At 61.9% G+C, this 18413-nt stretch carries 20 protein-coding genes and 1 tRNA gene; 13 read left to right on the top strand and 8 right to left on the bottom strand.

Going from position 1 to position 18413, the window contains the following annotated elements:
- Positions 1-29: 29 nt before the first annotated feature.
- Positions 30-106, bottom strand: a tRNA-Met gene (locus L0U79_RS03855).
- Positions 107-290: 184 nt separating this feature from the next.
- Between L0U79_RS03855 and L0U79_RS03850 the strand changes: the two genes are divergently transcribed.
- The 8 genes from L0U79_RS03850 (at position 291) to ampE (ending at position 5392) form a co-directional block, all read left to right on the top strand.
- On the top strand, positions 291-836 hold the full coding sequence (locus L0U79_RS03850) for an RNA pyrophosphohydrolase (RefSeq protein ID WP_233840567.1): 546 nt from the start codon (positions 291-293) through the stop codon (positions 834-836).
- Positions 837-900: 64 nt separating this feature from the next.
- Complete coding sequence (locus L0U79_RS03845) at positions 901-1101, top strand: (2Fe-2S)-binding protein (protein WP_233840566.1); 201 nt, start codon at positions 901-903, stop codon at positions 1099-1101.
- A 141-nt stretch (positions 1102-1242) separates the two neighbouring features.
- Positions 1243-1713 carry a bacterioferritin gene (bfr, locus tag L0U79_RS03840; protein WP_233840565.1) on the top strand — a complete coding sequence of 157 codons (471 nt, stop codon included), beginning with the start codon at positions 1243-1245 and terminating at the stop codon, positions 1711-1713.
- A 118-nt stretch (positions 1714-1831) separates the two neighbouring features.
- On the top strand, positions 1832-2593 hold the full coding sequence (locus L0U79_RS03835; protein ID WP_233840564.1) for a DUF6776 family protein: 762 nt from the start codon (positions 1832-1834) through the stop codon (positions 2591-2593).
- Complete coding sequence (locus L0U79_RS03830; protein WP_233840563.1) at positions 2580-3002, top strand: polymer-forming cytoskeletal protein; 423 nt, start codon at positions 2580-2582, stop codon at positions 3000-3002. The genes L0U79_RS03835 and L0U79_RS03830 overlap by 14 nt, the downstream gene beginning before the upstream one ends.
- Before the next feature lie 110 nt (positions 3003-3112).
- The gene (gene erpA, locus L0U79_RS03825) at positions 3113-3481 is read left to right on the top strand and encodes an iron-sulfur cluster insertion protein ErpA (RefSeq protein ID WP_233843824.1); all 369 of its coding nucleotides are present in this window, start codon (positions 3113-3115) and stop codon (positions 3479-3481) included.
- 16 nt (positions 3482-3497) lie between these two features.
- Positions 3498-4451, top strand: coding sequence for an NAD(+) diphosphatase (gene nudC, locus L0U79_RS03820; protein WP_233840562.1), 954 nt, complete (start codon positions 3498-3500; stop codon positions 4449-4451).
- A 71-nt stretch (positions 4452-4522) separates the two neighbouring features.
- Entirely contained in the window at positions 4523-5392 is an 870-nt protein-coding gene (gene ampE / locus L0U79_RS03815; protein ID WP_233840561.1) for a regulatory signaling modulator protein AmpE, read from the top strand.
- Between the two features lie 7 nt (positions 5393-5399).
- Here ampE and L0U79_RS03810 read toward each other — a convergent pair whose 3' ends face one another.
- The gene (locus L0U79_RS03810) at positions 5400-7274 is read right to left on the bottom strand and encodes an MFS transporter (RefSeq protein WP_233840560.1); all 1875 of its coding nucleotides are present in this window, start codon (positions 7272-7274) and stop codon (positions 5400-5402) included.
- 151 nt (positions 7275-7425) lie between these two features.
- Between L0U79_RS03810 and L0U79_RS03805 the strand changes: the two genes are divergently transcribed.
- From L0U79_RS03805 to L0U79_RS03790, 4 genes are all read left to right on the top strand, one after another.
- Complete coding sequence (locus L0U79_RS03805; protein ID WP_233840559.1) at positions 7426-7848, top strand: hypothetical protein; 423 nt, start codon at positions 7426-7428, stop codon at positions 7846-7848.
- Positions 7849-7850: 2 nt separating this feature from the next.
- Positions 7851-8225: a DUF2784 domain-containing protein gene (locus L0U79_RS03800; protein ID WP_233840558.1), complete on the top strand. Its 375-nt coding sequence runs from the start codon at positions 7851-7853 to the stop codon at positions 8223-8225.
- Positions 8226-8299: 74 nt separating this feature from the next.
- Positions 8300-8752, top strand: a complete 453-nt coding sequence (locus L0U79_RS03795) for a hypothetical protein (RefSeq protein WP_233840557.1) — start codon at positions 8300-8302, stop codon at positions 8750-8752.
- Between the two features lie 8 nt (positions 8753-8760).
- Positions 8761-9144, top strand: coding sequence for a GFA family protein (locus L0U79_RS03790; protein WP_233840556.1), 384 nt, complete (start codon positions 8761-8763; stop codon positions 9142-9144).
- A 41-nt stretch (positions 9145-9185) separates the two neighbouring features.
- On the opposite strand, the gene purD is transcribed toward L0U79_RS03790, so the two are convergent.
- The 6 genes from purD to L0U79_RS03760 all read right to left on the bottom strand — a co-directional run bounded on the left by purD (position 9186) and on the right by L0U79_RS03760 (position 17712).
- The gene (gene purD / locus L0U79_RS03785) at positions 9186-10469 is read right to left on the bottom strand and encodes a phosphoribosylamine--glycine ligase (RefSeq protein WP_233840555.1); all 1284 of its coding nucleotides are present in this window, start codon (positions 10467-10469) and stop codon (positions 9186-9188) included.
- Between the two features lie 98 nt (positions 10470-10567).
- Positions 10568-11950, bottom strand: coding sequence for an AMP-binding protein (locus L0U79_RS03780; RefSeq protein WP_233840554.1), 1383 nt, complete (start codon positions 11948-11950; stop codon positions 10568-10570).
- Positions 11951-12103: 153 nt separating this feature from the next.
- Positions 12104-12676: a Sua5/YciO/YrdC/YwlC family protein gene (locus L0U79_RS03775; RefSeq protein ID WP_233840553.1), complete on the bottom strand. Its 573-nt coding sequence runs from the start codon at positions 12674-12676 to the stop codon at positions 12104-12106.
- A gap of 36 nt (positions 12677-12712) precedes the next feature.
- Positions 12713-15199 (bottom strand): DNA topoisomerase I, encoded by a 2487-nt coding sequence (locus L0U79_RS03770; protein WP_233840552.1) that lies wholly within the window; start codon positions 15197-15199, stop codon positions 12713-12715.
- 134 nt (positions 15200-15333) lie between these two features.
- The gene (gene dprA / locus L0U79_RS03765) at positions 15334-16479 is read right to left on the bottom strand and encodes a DNA-processing protein DprA (RefSeq protein ID WP_233840551.1); all 1146 of its coding nucleotides are present in this window, start codon (positions 16477-16479) and stop codon (positions 15334-15336) included.
- Positions 16480-16563: 84 nt separating this feature from the next.
- Positions 16564-17712 (bottom strand): LysM domain-containing protein, encoded by a 1149-nt coding sequence (locus tag L0U79_RS03760; RefSeq protein ID WP_233840550.1) that lies wholly within the window; start codon positions 17710-17712, stop codon positions 16564-16566.
- Positions 17713-17901: 189 nt separating this feature from the next.
- On the opposite strand from L0U79_RS03760, the gene def reads away from it, so the two are divergent.
- The gene (gene def / locus L0U79_RS03755; RefSeq protein ID WP_233840549.1) at positions 17902-18411 is read left to right on the top strand and encodes a peptide deformylase; all 510 of its coding nucleotides are present in this window, start codon (positions 17902-17904) and stop codon (positions 18409-18411) included.
- Positions 18412-18413 lie beyond the last annotated feature (2 nt).

The raw sequence follows: 18413 nt of genomic DNA, 5'->3' as shown, positions 1-18413 counted from the left end.
TGGCGGCGGCGTTTGCGTATCTTGATAGATGGTGGCTATGGGTGGACTCGAACCACCGACCCCAGCATTATGAGTGCTGTGCTCTAACCGGCTGAGCTACATAGCCAAGAGATGCGCCGTCCGGTGGGACCGGATCGGGCTAGATTCAGGCGGGGCGCGGCAGTTTAATCGGGCTGCCCTTGTCGTTCAAGTGGTTGGCTTGCTCCGGCTTTGTAGGCTGTGGTTGAATCGATCCAGGGTTACACGTGCCAAGGCCATTTAGGCCGTGTCACGGGGCTCGAGGAGGCTGGATGATTGACGTTGATGGCTACCGTCCGAATGTTGGGATCGTTCTGCTTAATGCAGACGGCCGACTATTCTGGGCGCGCCGCGTCCATCGCGACGGCTGGCAGTTCCCGCAAGGCGGCATGCGCAGCGACGAAACCCCGCTGGAAGCCATGTACCGCGAGCTGCAGGAAGAAACCGGCCTGCTCCCCGAACACGTCGAAGTCTTGGGCAGCACGCGCGGCTGGCTGCGCTACAAGCTGCCCAGCCGCTATATCCGCCATCACCAGCACCCGACCTGCATCGGCCAGAAACAAGTGTGGTTTCTGTTGAAGCTGGTGAGCAGCGAAGACGCCTTGTGCCTGGATGCCTGCGACAAGCCGGAATTCGATCTCTGGCGCTGGGTGGATTTCTGGTACCCGGCCGTGCACGTGGTCAATTTCAAGCGCGACGTTTACCACCGGGCGCTGCGCCATTTCGCGCCGCTGGTGGAAAATATGCTGTCGATCCAGCTGGGCCCGCAGCCACACCATCAAACCCGGCCAGGCCGGGGCGGGCGGGCCGCCGCCTGAATCGCAGCGACCGTCCTCATCGAATCTAGTTGACAATCATTCGCATTCGCGTTGAAATGCGCGCATGTACATTTGCCTTTGCAACGCCGTTACCGACCACGACATCCGCCGCGCTGCGGCCGATGGTGTGCAAAGCTTCGCCGAACTGCAGGCGCGCACCGGTTGTTCCGATTGCTGCGGCTGCTGCGAATCCGAAGCGCGCGCCACGCTGGATAAGGCCATCGCGCAAGTCGCGCTCGATCTGCCGATTCTGGTCGCCGCGTAACCCACCGTTGTATTGATTGCCAAAACGCCATCGCCTTTCGCGATGGCGTTTTTGTTTGGGCGCGTAACCCTTCTCAATGCCCCAACCCGACGTGCCGAGCACGTATAGTCGGAGCTTGTCCCTCTGCACGGAGAGCAAGCCATGAAAGGCGACGCCAAGGTCATCGAGTTCCTCAACAAGGTGCTCTTCAACGAACTGACCGCGATCAACCAGTATTTCCTGCATTACCGCATGTACAAAAACTGGGGTTACCGCGAACTCTCCGAACACGAGTACAAAGAATCGATCGACGAGATGAAGCACGCCGATCATCTGATGGAACGCATTTTGTTCCTGGAAGGGCTTCCCAATCTGCAACATCTGGGCAAGCTGCGCATCGGCGAAAACGCGCTCGAATGCCTTCAGTGCGATCTCGATCTGGAATTGTCGGCAGTCGTGGATCTGCGCGCGGCGATCGGCTATTGCGAAAGCATCGCCGACTACGTCAGCCGCGATCTTTTTAAAATCATCCTGCGCGACGAGGAAGACCATATCGACTGGCTGGAAACCCAGCTCAGCCTGATCAAGGACATCGGCGCAGAGCGTTATCTGCAGTCGAAAATGGAAAGTTAACGTTAAGAAGATGTGTTCGGTGGCGGATTAGAGCGATCCGCGCCACAAAGCGCCTGCCCGTTTCTTGACGATTTCATCACGCAGGGGCTATATCCACCGTTTTGCCCGGAAGTGCCCGATGGCTTCCCGCCCACCACCGCGCTACGTCGTACGCCCGCACGACGCTGCCAGTCAGCGTCGACGTTTGCTGTGGATGGGTCTGGCGTGGCTGGGCAGCGTACTGGTCGTGGCGATTCTCGCGGCGCTGGCTGCGGGCGCATGGAAAAATGTGGCGCCGCGCATTTCCGATCATCGCGCGGTGCGCGCGCTCACCGCCGAGAACGATCAGCTCAAACAGCAAGTCGCGAATCTTGAACGCTCGCAACAAGTCGGCGATATCGCCACCAAGGCGTTGCGTCAAACCATTTCGCAACGCGATGAAGAAATCAGCGGCTTGCGCGCGGATCTCGGTTTCTACTCGCGCCTGGTCGGCGGCGATGCGCAACGCCAAGGTTTGAAAGTCCAAGAAGTCGCGCTGCAGCCGGTATCGCATTCGTCGGCGTGGAATCTCACCGTCAGCCTCACGCAAAACGTAAAACGCGACGACGACACCAGCGGCACCACCACGGTGACCGTAGAAGGCTTGCGCAACAACAAAGTCGTGCAGTTGGAATGGTCCACGTTGGGGAATGCGTCCGAAAAAGACGGCATTCCTTTTCGCTTCCGCTATTTCCAGCAGTTGCACACCACCATCGCGCTACCCTCCGATTTTCGTCCGACGCGTTTACATGTCACGGTTCAGCCCGAAAATGGCGAGCCCGTCAGTCGCACCGTTGCTTGGAGCGATGCTCTTTCCACCCCAGTCACGATCACCCAAGGGGAAACCGATGCTCAACCGTAAACGCCAAGAACCCAGCAGCCGCCACGGCGAAACCAGCCTGATTTCGCACGGCACAATCATCCGCGGCGATGTCCGTTTCACCGGCACGCTGCATCTGGACGGGCGCATCGAAGGCGCGGTGTTGGGCGAAGGCCCGAACGCGATGTTCACGTTGAGCGAGCACGGCCAGGTGCAGGGCGAGGTGCGCGTGCCGCACGCGATGATCAACGGCCAGGTGACCGGCGACATCTACGCCAGCGAGCGGCTTGAACTGGCCGCGCAGGCCCGCGTGGTGGGCGACGTTCGCTACAACTCGCTGGAAATGGCGGCCGGCGCGCAGGTGAACGGACGCATGGCGCATCAGGGCGAAGATCACGTTCAGCGCGAACTGCCGGCGCCGGATGTCCGCCACGAGCACGCAACCGCCTGAGCGCAACCTCCAGAGCGCAACCACCTGAATCGACCGCGAAAACCTGACCCGAGGCACGGGCCCGAGCTGATATGCTTGAGTCCGCAGTATCGCAGCCCAATATCCGCGTCATGGAAACCATCGTAGCCATCCCCGATTACCGCCAAGCCGGCGCCCCGCTCATCTTTACGGAGGCGGCCGCGCGCAAGGTGCACGAACTGATTCAGGAAGAGGGCAACCCCGACCTGAAGCTGCGCGTCTACATCAGCGGCGGCGGCTGCTCGGGCTTCCAGTACGGATTCACCTTCGACGAAACGCGCGCGGAAGACGATTTCGCGCTGGATCGCGAAGGCGTCACGCTGCTGGTGGACCCTCTCTCGCTGCAATACCTCACGGGCGCGGAGATCGATTACACCGAGAGCCTGAGCGGTTCGCAATTCGTTATCCGCAACCCCAACGCCAAGACCACCTGCGGCTGCGGCTCCTCCTTCTCCACTTGAACCATTACGGGTCCGGATGATTGCGACGAAGCTCAACACGTTCGCCGGACTCAGCCAGATTCTCGACCGCGTCGCCGAACAGCGCGACGTCGCCGAGTGGGTGTCGACCAAGGCCGGTTCTCCCGACGCGCGTTACTTGCTGCTCGATGCGGCCGGCGATGCGTTTTTGCACAAAGAACACGAAGTGCTGCGCTGGCTGGATGCGCGCGAGCGTGAACAATTGCTGGCGCATGCGTCCTGGAGTTTGCTCGGCATCGCGGACGGCCAGCCGCACTTCATGCTGCTGCTCGACGAAAGCGACGATGTCGCCGCCTTGGAATCCGCGTTCAATGCGCGCCGCATGGGTTTGCGCGAAGCCGGACTTCGCCTTGCGGCGGATGAAGCCGGATTGTTCGCCTACGCCAAAGGCCTCGCGCATTGGCAGCGGGAAACGCGTTTTTGCGCGCGCTGCGGTTCGCCGCTGACGCTCGTTTCGTCCGGCCATCGCGCGCAATGTACGAATCCGACGTGCGGTCGTTTGCATTTTCCGCGCACCGATGCGGCGATCATCGTCATCGTCGAATACCAAGGCGCATGCCTGCTCGGACGCCAGGCAAGCTGGCCGCCCGGGCGCTACTCCACGCTGGCCGGTTTCGTCGAACCGGGCGAAGCGCTGGAAGATGCGGTGCGGCGCGAGGTAGCCGAAGAATCCGGCGTGATCGTGGGCGACGTGCACTATCACTCCTCCCAGCCGTGGCCGATGCCGGCATCGTTGATGGTCGGCTTCACTGCCACCGCTCTCTCCCCCACCATTCGGCTGCGCGACGGCGAACTGGAAGACGCGCGCTGGTTTACGCCGCAGCAAATTATCGACGGCCTTGCCGACGGCAGTCTCACTGCACCGACCCAACTGTCGGTCTCCTATCAATTGCTTTCGCACTGGCTGCGCGAACGTGCCGGCTTGGATCTGGATGCGCTGATCGCGCGCTGACAGTCGCCGCGGGTTTGTGAACGGGCCGCATCCCTCGCTTACAATGCGGTCATCCAAGGGAGTCCGTTTTCATGGCCATTCGCCTGCTTGCCGCGCTTATCGCTTTGGGTTTGCTGCATGTGCAGCCGCAGCTCGCGCACTGGCGCGGCGATGCGGGCTTTCGGCGTTGGGTGAATCAGCTGGCCGACACCAACGGCGCCGGTCGCGTGACGCTGGCGGTGTTCGTGCCGGTGGTGGTCTGTGCCTTGGTGATCTGGATGTTGCGGCATCTGCCGTTGCCGGATCTGCTGCAACTGATCTTTGCGCTTGCGGTGCTGCTGTTTTCGTTCGGCCCGCACGCTTTCGAAGCGGATCTCGAAGCCATCCTCAAAGCGCCGGACCAAGGCAGCCGCGAAGCCGCCGCGCAAGCCTTGTCGGACGACGGCGAACAGGTGCCGTGGCGCACCGCCGATCTCGGCGAAGCGACGGCGTACGCCGCCTTGCGTCGCCGGTTCGCCGTGCTTTTGTGGTTCTTCCTGCTTGGCCCCGTCGGCGCGCTGCTTTATCGGCTTGCGCGTCAGCTGGGTCACGACACGTCGCTCGCGCTCGATGCGAATGCGCGCACTTATGCACGCTATCTCGCCAATGCATTGGATTGGCTGCCGGCGCAACTGATGGTTTTCACGCTCGCGCTCGTTGGTCATTGGGACGCGGTGATCGGCGCGTGGCGCCGCTGGCATCAACAGGCCATACCCAATAGCTGGTATCTCTCCAACCCCGATTTTCTCGGCGCCGCCGCGCGCGCCGACGTGCTGACCGACATCGAAGGCGGCGACGGTTACACGGAAGAGCGCACCGATACGCTGCACGAACTGCGTCGTTTGCGCGACGCCCTGCTACGCGCACTATTGGCGTGGCTAAGCGTGGTGGCGTTGATCGTGATGGGTAGTTGGCTGCATTGACGCGTCGTTAGGCCATATCGCCGCGCAGCGCGCGCACGCGCGCTTCCAAGACCGCCGCGCTCGCCTCTTCCGCTGGCTTGGGCGCATCCACCACCAGTTCGACGCGCGCGCGAAAACGACGCGGCAAACGCGCGCGCCCAAGCATGGAATCGCGCCGGCTCCACACGCTTCCCCATAACCCGCGCAGCGCCATCGGCACCACGGGTACCGGACGCCTGGACAAAATCTTCTCTACACCCGGCCTGAAGGGGCCCATGTCGCCGTCTTTGGTTAAACCGCCCTCTGGAAAGATGCATACCACCTCACCATCGGCCAACGCGGCGTCCACGTCGTCGAAGGCCTTTTGCAGGACGGCGGGATCTTCCTTTTGTCCGGCGATCGGTATCGCTTTCGCCGTTTTGAACACAAAATGCAAAATCGGAAACTGGAAGATCTTGTAATACATCACGAAGCGCGCAGGACGCCGCAGATTCGCCATCAGGATCAACGGATCCATAAAGCTGACGTGGTTGCATACCAGCAACGCAGGGCCTTCTTCCGGCAAATGCTTCATGCCATCCACGCGAATGCGATACAGCGTATTCACCAAGATCCAGGTGATAAACCGCATCAGGAATTCGGGCACCAGCGTGAAGATGTACGCCGCCACCACCACGTTCAGCAGCGCCGCGATCAAAAAGATCTGCGCCGCGTTGAAGTTCAGCCGTTCCATCGCGAGCCCGAAGCAGGACGCCACCACGATAAACAACGCATTGAGAATATTGTTGCCGGCAATCACACGCGACAACTTTTCCTTCGGCGCGCGCGATTGCACGAAGGCGAACAAAGGGACGACATAGAAGCCGGCGAACATGCCGATTAAGGTGAGATCCAGCACGATGCGCCAGCTCCCCGGCGCATGCAGAAACGCAAGCCAGTTCAAGCCGCGTTCCGCCGCTGCGCCGGAGCGCGCAAAAAACAGATCGACCCCGAACGCGGTGAGTCCGAACGCACCCAGCGGCACCAGGCCGATTTCCACGCGCTTGCCGGACATCTTTTCGCACATCAGCGAACCCACGCCGGTGCCGATGGAGAACAGCGTCAGCACCAGCGTGTTGACCGTGCCGTCGCCGCCCAGGTTGATGCGCGTGTACAGCGGCAATTGCGCGACCAGCACGGTACCGAAAAACCAGAACCACGAAATACCCAGCACGGCGTTGAATACTGCACGGTCTTCGCGCGCGATGCGCAGCACGCGAACCGTTTCGCTGGCCGGATTCCAATTGAAGACGAGATTCGGCGCGGAAGCAGGCGCGGGCGGAATAAACCGGCTCGCGAAATAGCCGATCACCGCCACGCCGATGGTGAGCGCGGCCGAAAGATGCGGCCCGACGCCGGCAATCAACATCAGCACATTGCCAGCCGTCATGCCGATCAGGATCGCCATCTGCGTCCCCATTTCCACCATGCCGTTGCCACCCACCAATTCGGAAGGCTTCAACGCCTGCGGAAGAATGGCGTACTTGATCGGGCCGAATACGGTGGAGTGCACGCCCATCATGAAAAGCACGACGAGCAATAGTGCCAAGTGATGGCCCAAAAATCCGTACGCCGCCAGCACCATCGCCGCGATCTCGAACAGCTTGACGTAACGGATGATGCGGGTCTTTTCGAACTTCTCGGCCAACTGCCCCGCCGTCGCGGAAAACAGAAAGAACGGCAGAATAAACAGCGCCGGCGCCAGGTTCGTATACAAACCCACGTCATGATCCGACAACCCCATTTGGAAGGCCGCCAACATCACCATGGCGTTGCGAAACGCACTGTCGTTGAACGCGGCCAGCGCCTGGGTCCAGAAAAACGGCGCGAAACGTCGACTGCCTAACAGAGCGAACTGGCTCATGCGAATCCCTGGCGGAAACTAATGCTGCGTAGCCTAGCGCGAAAACCGGGCCAGTTACGCACGGCGGCTCGACCCGTTTCGGAGGCAATCTCGGTATGCTTCGAAGGACGGATTTCCATCGCCGTCATCCCCGTGCGACAGGAGCGTCCCTATGCCACTTTTTCAACCCAGACGCGTCGAAAGCCACGCCGACTGGCGCGATACCGACGGCGTCAAGTTGTATACGATCTCGGTGGAAAACCGGACGGTCGATCAGACACCTTATCTGGCGCGGCTCAAAGAAATAAAGCGCGCGCGCAACATCGCCTGGGATACCACGCCAGCGTTCGCGATTTTCCATAACGCCGCCCAGGCGCTTTACCTCGTGCTTGGATGGTGGGGTAACGACAACGAGCTGTTTACGTCCACATCCGCCCGAACGGCGGAGGGATGGGTGGAAGATCCCTCGCGGTTTTCGTTCTGCATCTGGGATATGGAAGTCATGTGGCAGGAGCGCAATTTCTTCGTCGAACACATGTACTGCCACACGCCAGATCTCGAACGTTATCGCGCAGCGCGCTTTACCCTCGCCTGATCATGTTTCTGCTTGCCGCCGACGCCGTTCTGACGCTGCATCTGGCGTTCATTCTGTTTGTCTGCCTGGGTGCATTGCTCGCGTTGAAATGGCGCTGGATTCCCTGGCTGCAACTTCCGGCGGCAGCGTGGGGATTTTTTGTCGAATTAAGCGGGCATCTCTGTCCGCTGACGGATATCGAAAACTATTTTCGAACCCGTGCAGGGGAATCGGCCTACCAAGGTGACTGCATTGGACATTACTTGGTTGCCACGATTTATCCCGAGGGTTTAACTCGATCGATCCAATTCGTGCTGGCGGCGATCGTCCTTGCGATCAACTTAGGCATCTACGCATGGCTGTGGCGGCAACGGGTTCGGCGTAAGCATCGCGGCTAATCGATCCGCATGGATTTACAGGCATCGGCTCGCTTATGCTTGATCACCCAGCGTGCCGCCGATTCGAGCATCCCATGATTATTTTCGGAAGCTGTCATTGCGGAAACATCAGCTTCACGCTCGACTGGAAATCGCAGCCGTCGGAAATATCCGCGCGCGCCTGCACCTGCACGTTCTGCACGAAACACGGCGGCGTCTGGACATCCTGCCCGACGGGCACGCTCACCATCGCGATCAAAGATCTCGCGTACGTTTCTCGCTACGCATTCGGCACGATGACGGCCGATTTCCTGATCTGCACGCGTTGCGGCGTGGTGCCAGTGTCGACAAGCACGATCGACGACAATATGTATGCCGTCGTCAACGTGAATACGTTTCAGAACGTGGATGCGTCTCTGCTGAAACGATCGCCATCGACGCTCGACGGCGAAAACACCGAAGACCGCCTGGCTCGACGCAAACGAAACTGGATCGCTGATGTGCGGTTCGCCGAGAGCCTGTCGCCGCACAATCCAGTGATCGGGTGAGACGGACCATGTGGTACCAAGGCAGCTGCCATTGCGGCGCGGTGAAGTTCGAAGTGGAAGCGTCGGAGACCGTGACGTGCGAAGAGTGCAATTGCTCCATCTGCGCGAAATTCGGGTATCTGCATCTGATCGTCCCCAAATCGCGCTTTCGGTTGCTGCAAGGCGAATCCAGTCTGACGACGTATACATTCAACACCGGCACCGCCAAGCACACGTTCTGCAAAGTGTGCGGCGTGAAGGCGTTTTACATTCCTCGCTCCAATCCAGACGGCTACGACGTCAACGTGCGTTGCCTCGATCCGCAGCCGGCGGCCTTGGATATCCAGCCTTTCGACGGCCGGCATTGGGAATTGCATGGCGCCAAGTTGGCGCACAAGAGCAAAGAAATCTGACGCCTTAAAAAACGAAGCCGGCAATGGCGCCGGCTCGTTAATCACTTGCGATGCAATGCGCGATGCGCGATATCGCGCCGGCAGAACGCGCCGTCAAAATGAATGTGGCGAATAGCGTCGTACGCGTGCTCGCGCGCCGCCGCGATATCTTTGCCAAGCGCGCATACCGTCAACACGCGACCGCCGGCGGTCATGGCGCGGCCTTGTGCATCAAGCTTGGTGCCGGCGTGGAAAACCTTCACGTCCGCGCCAAAGTCGGTATCCAGTCCTTCGATCACGTCGCCGGTTTGCACTTTGGCCGGATAACCGCCGGCCGCCATCACGACGCCGATGGAAGGCCGCGCGTCCCATTGCACGTGCTTGCGGCTCAGCTCGCCATCCAGCGCCGCTTCGATCAAATCGACGAAGTCGGATTTCAGTCGCAGCATGATCGGCTGCGTTTCCGGATCGCCGAAGCGCACGTTGAATTCGATCACTTTCGGCGCGCCGTGCTTGTCGATCATCAGGCCCGCATAGAGGAAGCCGATAAACGGCGCGCCTTCGCTCGCCATACCGCGCAGCGTGGGTTCGATCACTTCCTTGAGGATGCGTTTTTCGACGTCCGGCGTTACCACCGGCGCAGGCGAATACGCGCCCATGCCGCCGGTGTTGGGGCCCAGATCGTTGTCGTCGCGGCGTTTGTGATCCTGGCTGCTCGCCATCGGCAGCGCGAAAGAGCCGTCGCTCATCACGATGTAGCTGGCTTCTTCGCCGTCGAGAAATTCTTCGATAACCACGCGCGCGGACGCATCGCCGAAGGCGTGCGCGCCGAGCATGTCATGCAGCGCGAGTTCGGCGTCGCCCAGCGTTAGCGCGACGACCACGCCTTTACCGGCAGCCAGGCCGTCCGCTTTGATCACGATGGGCGCGCCGTGTTCGCGCACATACGCCAGCGCCTTGGTGAGTTCGGTAAAGACCGCGTAGCGCGCGGTGGGAATGTTGTGGCGGAGCAGAAAATCCTTGGCGAAGGCCTTGGAACCTTCGAGCTGCGCGGCGATGGCGCGAGGCCCAAAGATGCGCATGCCTGCCGCGCGGAATTTGTCGACCACACCGGCCACCAGCGGCACTTCCGGGCCGACCACCGTCAGCTCGACCTTCTCCGCCTTGGCCAACTTCAACAGGCCTTCGATATCGGTGACGGCGACATCGGCATTGCGCACGCCGTGCTCGCGCGCGGTACCGGCGTTGCCGGGCGCCACGATCACTTCGCCGACGCGCCGCGATTGCTTGAGCTTCCACGCCAGCGCGTGCTCGCGACCGCCGTTGCCGATGACCAAAACCTTCATGCCGTTGACTCCGTCACTGCCAGCGCCGAGGGCGCAAGCCGCTTATTGTAGCGGGAGTGCGGGCTTTCGTAGGCTCAAAACGGGGTTCCAGCGGGCTTTCAGGCCGCCACGTGCGGCGCCAGCATGGCCAGCAACGCGGCGCGCGGCAGCTTGCCGGTTTCGTTGCGCGGCAGGCTTTCGACCCGACGCAACGGACGCGGTAGAAACACCGGATCGATCGATGCGCGCAACGCATCGAGGATGACGTGCTCATCCAGCGTCGGCGCCACGGCCAGGGCGGCGATGCGGCGCACGCCAATGGCGTCCGCGTCGTCCAGCTGGACCACGACGCCGTCCTCGACACCGGGGATGGCTAGCAGACGGCGGGTGAGGTCGCCCAGCGAGGCGCGCTTGCCGGCAATTTCCAAGAGATCGGCGTGGCGTCCGCAGAGTTCGAAGCGGCGGCCTTCGTCGTGTAGCGCCACGATATCCGCCAGCACGGTCGGCGCGTCGAGTTGCGGGGCTTCGATCTGCGTGCCGTCCGGCTGCGGATGAAGATGCACGCCGTGATAAAGCGACCAGTGGCTGTCCGCCGTGACGCGTCGCGATGCGAACGCGCAGGTTTCGGTGGATCCGAAGACTTCCAGCAGTGGCGCGTGGAAGCATAGCTCGGCGTCCAAGGCCAGCTCAGGCGGCATCGGCGCGGTCGCTGAGAGCATTGCGGCTAGCGACGGCAGCGTGACGCCAGACGCGACCAATGCACGCAGATGCACCGGCGTAGTAACCAGCACGCGCGGCGCGGGCATCGCTTCCAATGCGGCGGCGATATCGGCCGGGAAAAACGGCCGTCCGGCATGCACCTGCACATCGCCGAGCAGCGGCAACAGGATGGACATTTCCATACCGTAAACATGTTGCGGCGGCACGGTCGCCACCACCGAGAATCGTTCGCCAACCACCTGCTGCAACATGCGCAAATTGCCCGCCGTGCTTGCATGCAGACTGCGCCAGGATTTCGTATTCGGTCGCGGCGTTCCGGTGGAACCGGAGGTGTAGCCCACCGCCACCGTTTGCAGCGCCGATATGGACGGCCAAACGCGTTCGCGCGTTGCCGATGCATCCACCGGCAACGGCGGCAACACGTGATAACGCTGCGGCGCCGGATGCATGGGGCGATCGCCCAAGGCGTGACAACCCGGATGCGCCGCCATCACTTCTTCCACCGCTTGCGGCGCGCGCGATGGCGGCAACAGATTGGCTTGTCCGCGTAACGCGATGGCGCAAAACGCGACGAGAAACGCATAGCGGTCTTCGCACAGATTCACCGCTGCCGATGCTTCCGGCAACAAAGCGGCGACGCGTTCCACATGATCGATAAATTGCGCAGCAGTCACCGGATAACCGTCGTGCACGGCGACCACGCGCTGCGGATCGTCCACCTTCAACAGAGGCAACAGGCGCGCCGCTTCTTCGCGTTGATAGGTGTCGTAGACGATCGCCACGCATGGACTCCCGATTGCTCGTCGATACAACAATCCCCGCGCCGGCCGATTGGGTCGGTTGCTGCCGGTACTCGGGATTGTTTCCTGCATCCCCCATCCTCACGGTGACGGCTGAATCGGCCCCGACCGCGCCATTACCGTGTTTCGCAGGATTCAGGTTCGGATGATAGCGCCTGTCAATGCATCGCGAATGGTGGTGGGTGCGGTCGCGCCACCCAACGGCGCATCCACGACTCCGTCCAGGCGGTCTCCGAAATAGGTTGCGACGGTGACCGTGTCGCGCGCGCCAGGCTGCCCGTGGGGGTTGGCGCTGGTGGATACCAACGCGCCGCCGTACGCCCGGCACAAGGCTGCAGCCGGGCCGTGCGCGGTCACGCGCAACGCGATGCCGGCATGTCCGCCCGCCACCCATTCGGGTACCTCGGCGCTGCGCGGAAAAATCCAAGTGAACGGCCCCGGCCAGCTCGCACGCACTTGCGCCAACACGCCGGCCGGCACCTTGGCCATGTCGATGTAATGTGCGATCTGCGTGAAGTCGGCGGCAATCAGCAACACGCCCTGCGTGGCGGGTCGCTGCTTGAGTTCGAAAATCCGTTCGAACGCCGTGCGGTTATGCGGATCGCAACCGAGACCGAACACGGCTTCGGTGGGATACGCCACCACACCGCCGCTGCGCAATACGTCGGCGGCGCCATCAAGCTCGGCGAGGGTGTAACGCTTACTCATGCGCGCGCCACGCGGGCGAAAGCGCGAGTTTCACGTTCACGCCTTCGCCTTTTTGGCCGCTGCTTTTTTGGTGGCGGTTTTCTTTGTGGCGGCTTTTTTCGCAGCCGTTTTCTTGGTAGCGGCTTTCTTGGTCACCGTCTTTTTTGCCGGCGCTTTTTTCGCCGCGGCCTTCTTCGCGGCCGGCGCCGCTTTCGCGGTAGCGGTCTTCTTGCCGAAGCGGCCTTTCTTCACCGGCGCGGCAGCCAGCAATTCCAGGCACTGCGTTTCGGTGAGTTCCTTGGGTTCCTGATCTTTCGGAATGCGCGCGTTCTTTTCGCCATCGGTGATGTACGGACCGAAGCGACCGTTGAGCACCTGCACGCCGTTGCCGAAATCTTTGATGATGCGGTTGGCGAGCAGCTCGAGCTTTTCCTGCACGATCTGCAGAGCGCGCGGCAATTCGATGGTGTACGGATCGTCTTCCGCCTTGAGCGAGGCGTAGGTGCTGCCCTGCTTCACGAACGGCCCGAAACGACCGACGCCCACGCTCACTTCATCACCGTTTTCCGCTTGACCGAGCTTGCGCGGCAGCTTGAAGAGTTCCAGCGCTTCTTCGAGCGTGATCGTGTGCATGCTTTGGCCGGGACGCAACGAGGCGAATTGCAGTTTCTCGTCGGTGTCCTTGTCGCCGATCTGCGCATACGGTCCATAGCGACCCAGGCGCACGGAAACGGGTTTGTTGCTCTTGGGATCGGTGCCGAGTTCGCGCGCGCCGGTGGCTTCGCTGCGATCGACCGATTCGGTTTTTTCTTCCACCTGCTGCTTGAACGGTTCCCAGAAGCGGCGCATCAGCGGCACCCACGCTTCTTCGCCGCGGCTCACCGCGTCGAGCTCGTCTTCGAGCTTGGCGGTGAAGTCGTAGTCGACGTATTGCGTAAAGTGCTGCGTCAGGAATTTGCTGACCGCGCGACCCACGTCGGTGGGACGGAAGCGGCGATTGTCCAACAACACGTATTCGCGGTTCTGCAGCACTTGAATGATGCTGGCGTACGTGGACGGACGACCGATGCCGTATTCCTCCAGCGCCTTCACCAAACTCGCTTCGGAATAACGCGGCGGCGGCTCGGTGAAATGCTGATCGGCGAGAACGTCCTGCAGCGGAACCTGCTCGCCCTTGACGAGTTTCGGCAAGCGACGACCTTCGTCGTCGTCCTCGGCGGATTTCTGATCGCGACCTTCTTCGTACACGGCAAGAAAGCCCGGATCGATCACCGTGGTGCCGGTCGCGCGAAACGCCGCATCGCCGCCTTTCACATGCTTGAGATCGAAATCCACCGACACGGTGTTCATCGTGGCGTGAATCATCTGGCACGCGACCGTGCGCTTCCAGATCAATTCGTACAACTTGCGCTGATCATCGGTAAGGAACGCGGCCACTTCGCGCGGCGTGCGCATGGCGGAAGTGGGACGAATCGCTTCGTGCGCTTCCTGCGCGTTCTTGGATTTGGTGCGATACACCTGCGGATGATCCGGCACCGCTTTTTTGCCGTAGTCGCGCGCAATGAGCTGGCGCAGTTCGCCGAGCGCGTCGCCCGAGAGCGCGGTGGAGTCGGTACGCATGTAGGTGATCAGACCGACATTGCCTTCGCTGCCGATGCTCACGCCTTCGTACAACCCTTGCGCGATTTTCATCGTGCGCGTGGTGCCGAAGCCGAGTTTGCGCGCGGCTTCCTGTTGCAAGGTCGACGTGGTGAACGGCGGCGCAGGACGGCGCTTGCGTTCCTTGCTGCCGACTTCGCTGACCGTGAGGCTGCCGTGCGCGGCTTCTTTCAGCGCGGCGCGCGCCGCCATCGCATCGGTTTCGTTGGTCAGGTCGAACTGTTCGAATTTCTTGCCGTTGAGCTTGGTGAGGCGCGCGCTGAAATCGCCGTCGGCGTGCTTGAGCTGCGCTTCCACGGTCCAGTATTCGCGCGCTACGAAGGCTTCGATTTCTTCTTCGCGCTCCACGATCATGCGCAGCGCCGGGCTCTGCACGCGACCGGCGGAAAGACCGCGCTGCACTTTGCGCCACAGCACGGGCGAAAGGTTGAAGCCGACCAAATAGTCCAGCGCGCGGCGCGCTTGCTGGGCGTCCACCATGTCGTGCGAAAGTTCGCGCGGTGCAGCGACGGCGGCCTTGATCGCCTTGGGCGTGATCTCCGAAAACACCACGCGATGCATTTTCTTGCCTTTGGCGAGGCCGCGCTCCTTGAGGATCTCGCTGATGTGCCAGCTGATCGCCTCGCCTTCGCGATCCAAGTCGGTCGCGAGGAAGATGTCGTCGGCGACCTTGGCCGCCTTGGCGATGGCGTCGACGTGTTTCTCGTTGCGCTCGATCACCTCGTACTTCATTTCGAAGTTGTGGTCCGTGTCGACCGCGCCCTCTTTGGGCTTCAGGTCGCGCACGTGACCGTAGGAGGCCAGGACCTGGAAGTCCTTGCCGAGGTATTTGTTGATCGTCTTGGCCTTGGCCGGCGACTCGACGATGAGCAGGTTCTTTGCCATGTAGCTTGAGATTCCGAGAAGTCCATGTGCGGCCGTTTCTGAACGGTCGCCTATTAATAGTTGGGGCACGCCGGCTTAACGGCTGTCAAGCTGGTACGTGTGAAAGCGAGGTCTAGCGCGCCTTCTGGGCAAGATCAAAGACCCGGTAGAAGCTGATAGCGACCACCCGGCAAGCCCTCGACGCAGCCTTCCAGCTCCAGCATGAGCAGCATGGATGACAAGACGGCGGCACTCTGCCCGGTGCGCGTCGCCAGGTCGTCCAAAGCCATAGGATCGTGTCCGAGCACGTCCAGCAGCCGCTGGTATTCCGGATCGTCGCGCCAGCCGCCAGCCGCCGATTGAGCGCGCCCCACAGGCGCCGCCGGGTTCCGTTCGAGGCGCTGCGCCAGGTCGGCGCCGAGCGCCCGCGCAGCGGGAACCAGGGTTTCGGCAATTTCCGTGGGGCTTTCGACCAATCGCACACCGTCCCTGATGAGTCGGTGGCAGCCGCGAGCGAGCGGATTATGGATGGAACCGGGCACGGCGAACACCTCCCGCCCCTGTTCGCCCGCCAGCCGGGCGGTGATCAGGGAGCCCGACTGCAGCCCCGCCTCGATCACCACGGTCCCCAGCGACAACCCCGCGATGATGCGGTTGCGGCGTGGAAAGTGATCCGCCCGAGCTGCCGTGCCTGGTGGAAATTCGCTGACCAGCGCGCCCTGCGCCGTCACGCGACCGGAGAGCTCGCGATGCTTGCGTGGATAGACTAGATCCGGCCCCGTGCCGACTACCGCAATCGTGGGATGACCTGCCTCCAAGGCCGCCTCGTGCGCGGCGCCATCGATGCCGTCCGCCAAACCGCTGGTGACCACAAAGCCGGCGAGCGCGAGATGCCGCGCGAACGCGCGTGCGTTCGTTTTCCCGGCCGCGCTGGCGCTGCGCGCGCCGACGATCGCCACCTGCGGATGCAGCAACAAGCTGGCGTCACCGGCCACGAACAACGCGACCGGCGGCTGCGGAATGGTTTCCAACTGCGGCGGAAAATCCGCATCGGTACAGCGCAGCAGGCGATGCTGTGGATCGCTCAACCATGCAAAATCGGCGGCGAGACGCGCCTCATCGGGCTGTTCCAGCCACGCCTGCGCTTCCGCGCCGAGGGTGAAGGCATGACGTCGAAGATCACTGAGTACGCCGCCGATACTCCCAGCCGCCGCGGCGAGGCGTTCGCGCAATCCGCCGGGGCCCAGACCTGGCGTGCGCAGCGCCACCAACCAATCGCGCAGTTCCGCTTGCTCGTTCATCCGTCGAGTCTACGCGAGCCCAGAAACGGCAACGGCGCGGATTGACCGCGCCGTGCTGTGGGTATTTACGCTAACTAAGGCGCGTTATTCGGGCATCTTCGCGCGTGCGCCGACCTTCACCGGCTTCAGACCGTCCATCACCAAGCCGTAGCTGACGTGATCGAAGGTGCGGAAGATCATCATGTGGCCGACGTATTCGTCCGGCAACGTCACGAACTTGTGGTCATAGCGACTGAAGCTGCTGTGCGCCACGTCGTCGGGCACCTGCTCGCCCGGCTGCCACAAGGAGAACGTGGTGCCGTTGTCGACGCCGTCTTTCGAACCCACCGACAGCACCACCACGTCGTACGGGCCAACCTGGCTCATGCGCTCTTGCGCAAAGGCGATCACGCGCGCGCCATCGGGCGAGCTCTTCGGCGGATGCGGGTAGTAATACGGGTCGTACGGGTTGTCGTCGATCGGCATCAAGCGATCGCCGGCGCGGATTTCCACGATGGAATTGAGCAGCAGCAATGTGGACGGATCGCCGCCGCGCAGCACTTCGGCCTCGCCGATCACCGTCACTTCCATCCCCAGCGTTTTGCCGCGGAAGGCATGATCCGGCGTGACGTTGTCGACGCTGGTGGCCCATTCTTCGTTCCAGGGCGTACGGATGGTGGCGACGTCGCTGTCGGCGATGTTGGCCGTCATGCCGTCGCTTTCCTCGGCGCCGGAACCGCCATGGGTGCGGAACACATGCGTCGGACGCACGATCGCCCAGCGCTGGCCCGGCTTGGCGTCGAGATTGCGCACGTAGACATTGCGGCCGACGGTGCCCGTGAGGTCGCCTTCTTCGAAGCCCATCACATACGGGGCGTTCTTCACCTCGTCCGGATCGACCACGCGCGAATCTTTCAAGAATTGCTTGATCTGATCGAGCGGAACGGCGGGGATGGCCTCGCCTTCGCGATGCATGGAGGGCTCCAGACGCAACGCCGGCCCGCCATTGATAAAGGACAGATCCAGCACGTCGCCCGGATAGATCAGGTGCGGATTACGAACCTGGGGATTGGCCTGCCAGATTTCCGGCCATAGCCAAGGCTTGGACAGGAAACGGGCGGAGATGCCCCACAGGGTATCGCCCCGATGGACGGTATAGCTGTCGGGGTGATCGGCACGAAGCTGAGCCCCAGCCGCATAGACGGCCACGGTGACCAGCATGCCGGCCAGCAGCCCAATGGACTTTTTGATCATAAACGGGAATCCCCCTCCCCCTACGCTCGGGCGAGTGTAACCGAACCGTTAACCCAAGCAACACGAGCCAGTTGGCAAATTCGTGCGCCGACAGCATGTTGAAGCACGTACAATAACCATATTCTAGACCGCGCGCGGCGGGGCTTTTATTAAATTGCCCGCAGTTCCGGCGCCTGAGGTAATCCGCTCATGTCTGTCCTGACCATTCTCGAATTCCCCGACCCCCGGTTGCGCACGAAAGCCGCGCCCGTCACCACGTTCGACGCCGCATTGAAGCAGTTCGTCGATGACATGTTCGAGACTATGTACGCCGCCAACGGCGTCGGTCTCGCCGCGACGCAGGTCAACGTGCACCAGCGCGTGCTCGTCGCGGACATGAGCGAAGAGCGCAACCAACCCCTCGCGTTGATCAACGCGGAGATTCTGGAGAAGGACGGCACGCAGGTGTATCAGGAAGGATGTTTGTCCTTCCCCGGCATCTATGCCGACGTCACCCGCGCGTTGAAAGTGAAAGTGCGCGCGCAGGATGTCGAAGGCAAAACCTTCGAACTGGAAGTGGAAGGTCCGCTCGCTGTGTGCATTCAGCACGAGATGGATCATCTGGCCGGCAAGGTGTTCGTCGATTACTTGTCGCCGCTCAAGCGTTCGATCCTGCTCAAGCGCATGGAGAAGCAGCGCAAGCAGGCTGCGAGCGCGTGAGC

The sequence above is a fragment of the Dyella sp. 2HG41-7 genome (assembly GCF_021390675.1).
Taxonomy (GTDB): Bacteria; Pseudomonadota; Gammaproteobacteria; order Xanthomonadales; family Rhodanobacteraceae; genus Dyella_B.
This window is presented reverse-complemented; position numbering and strand designations above follow the sequence as displayed.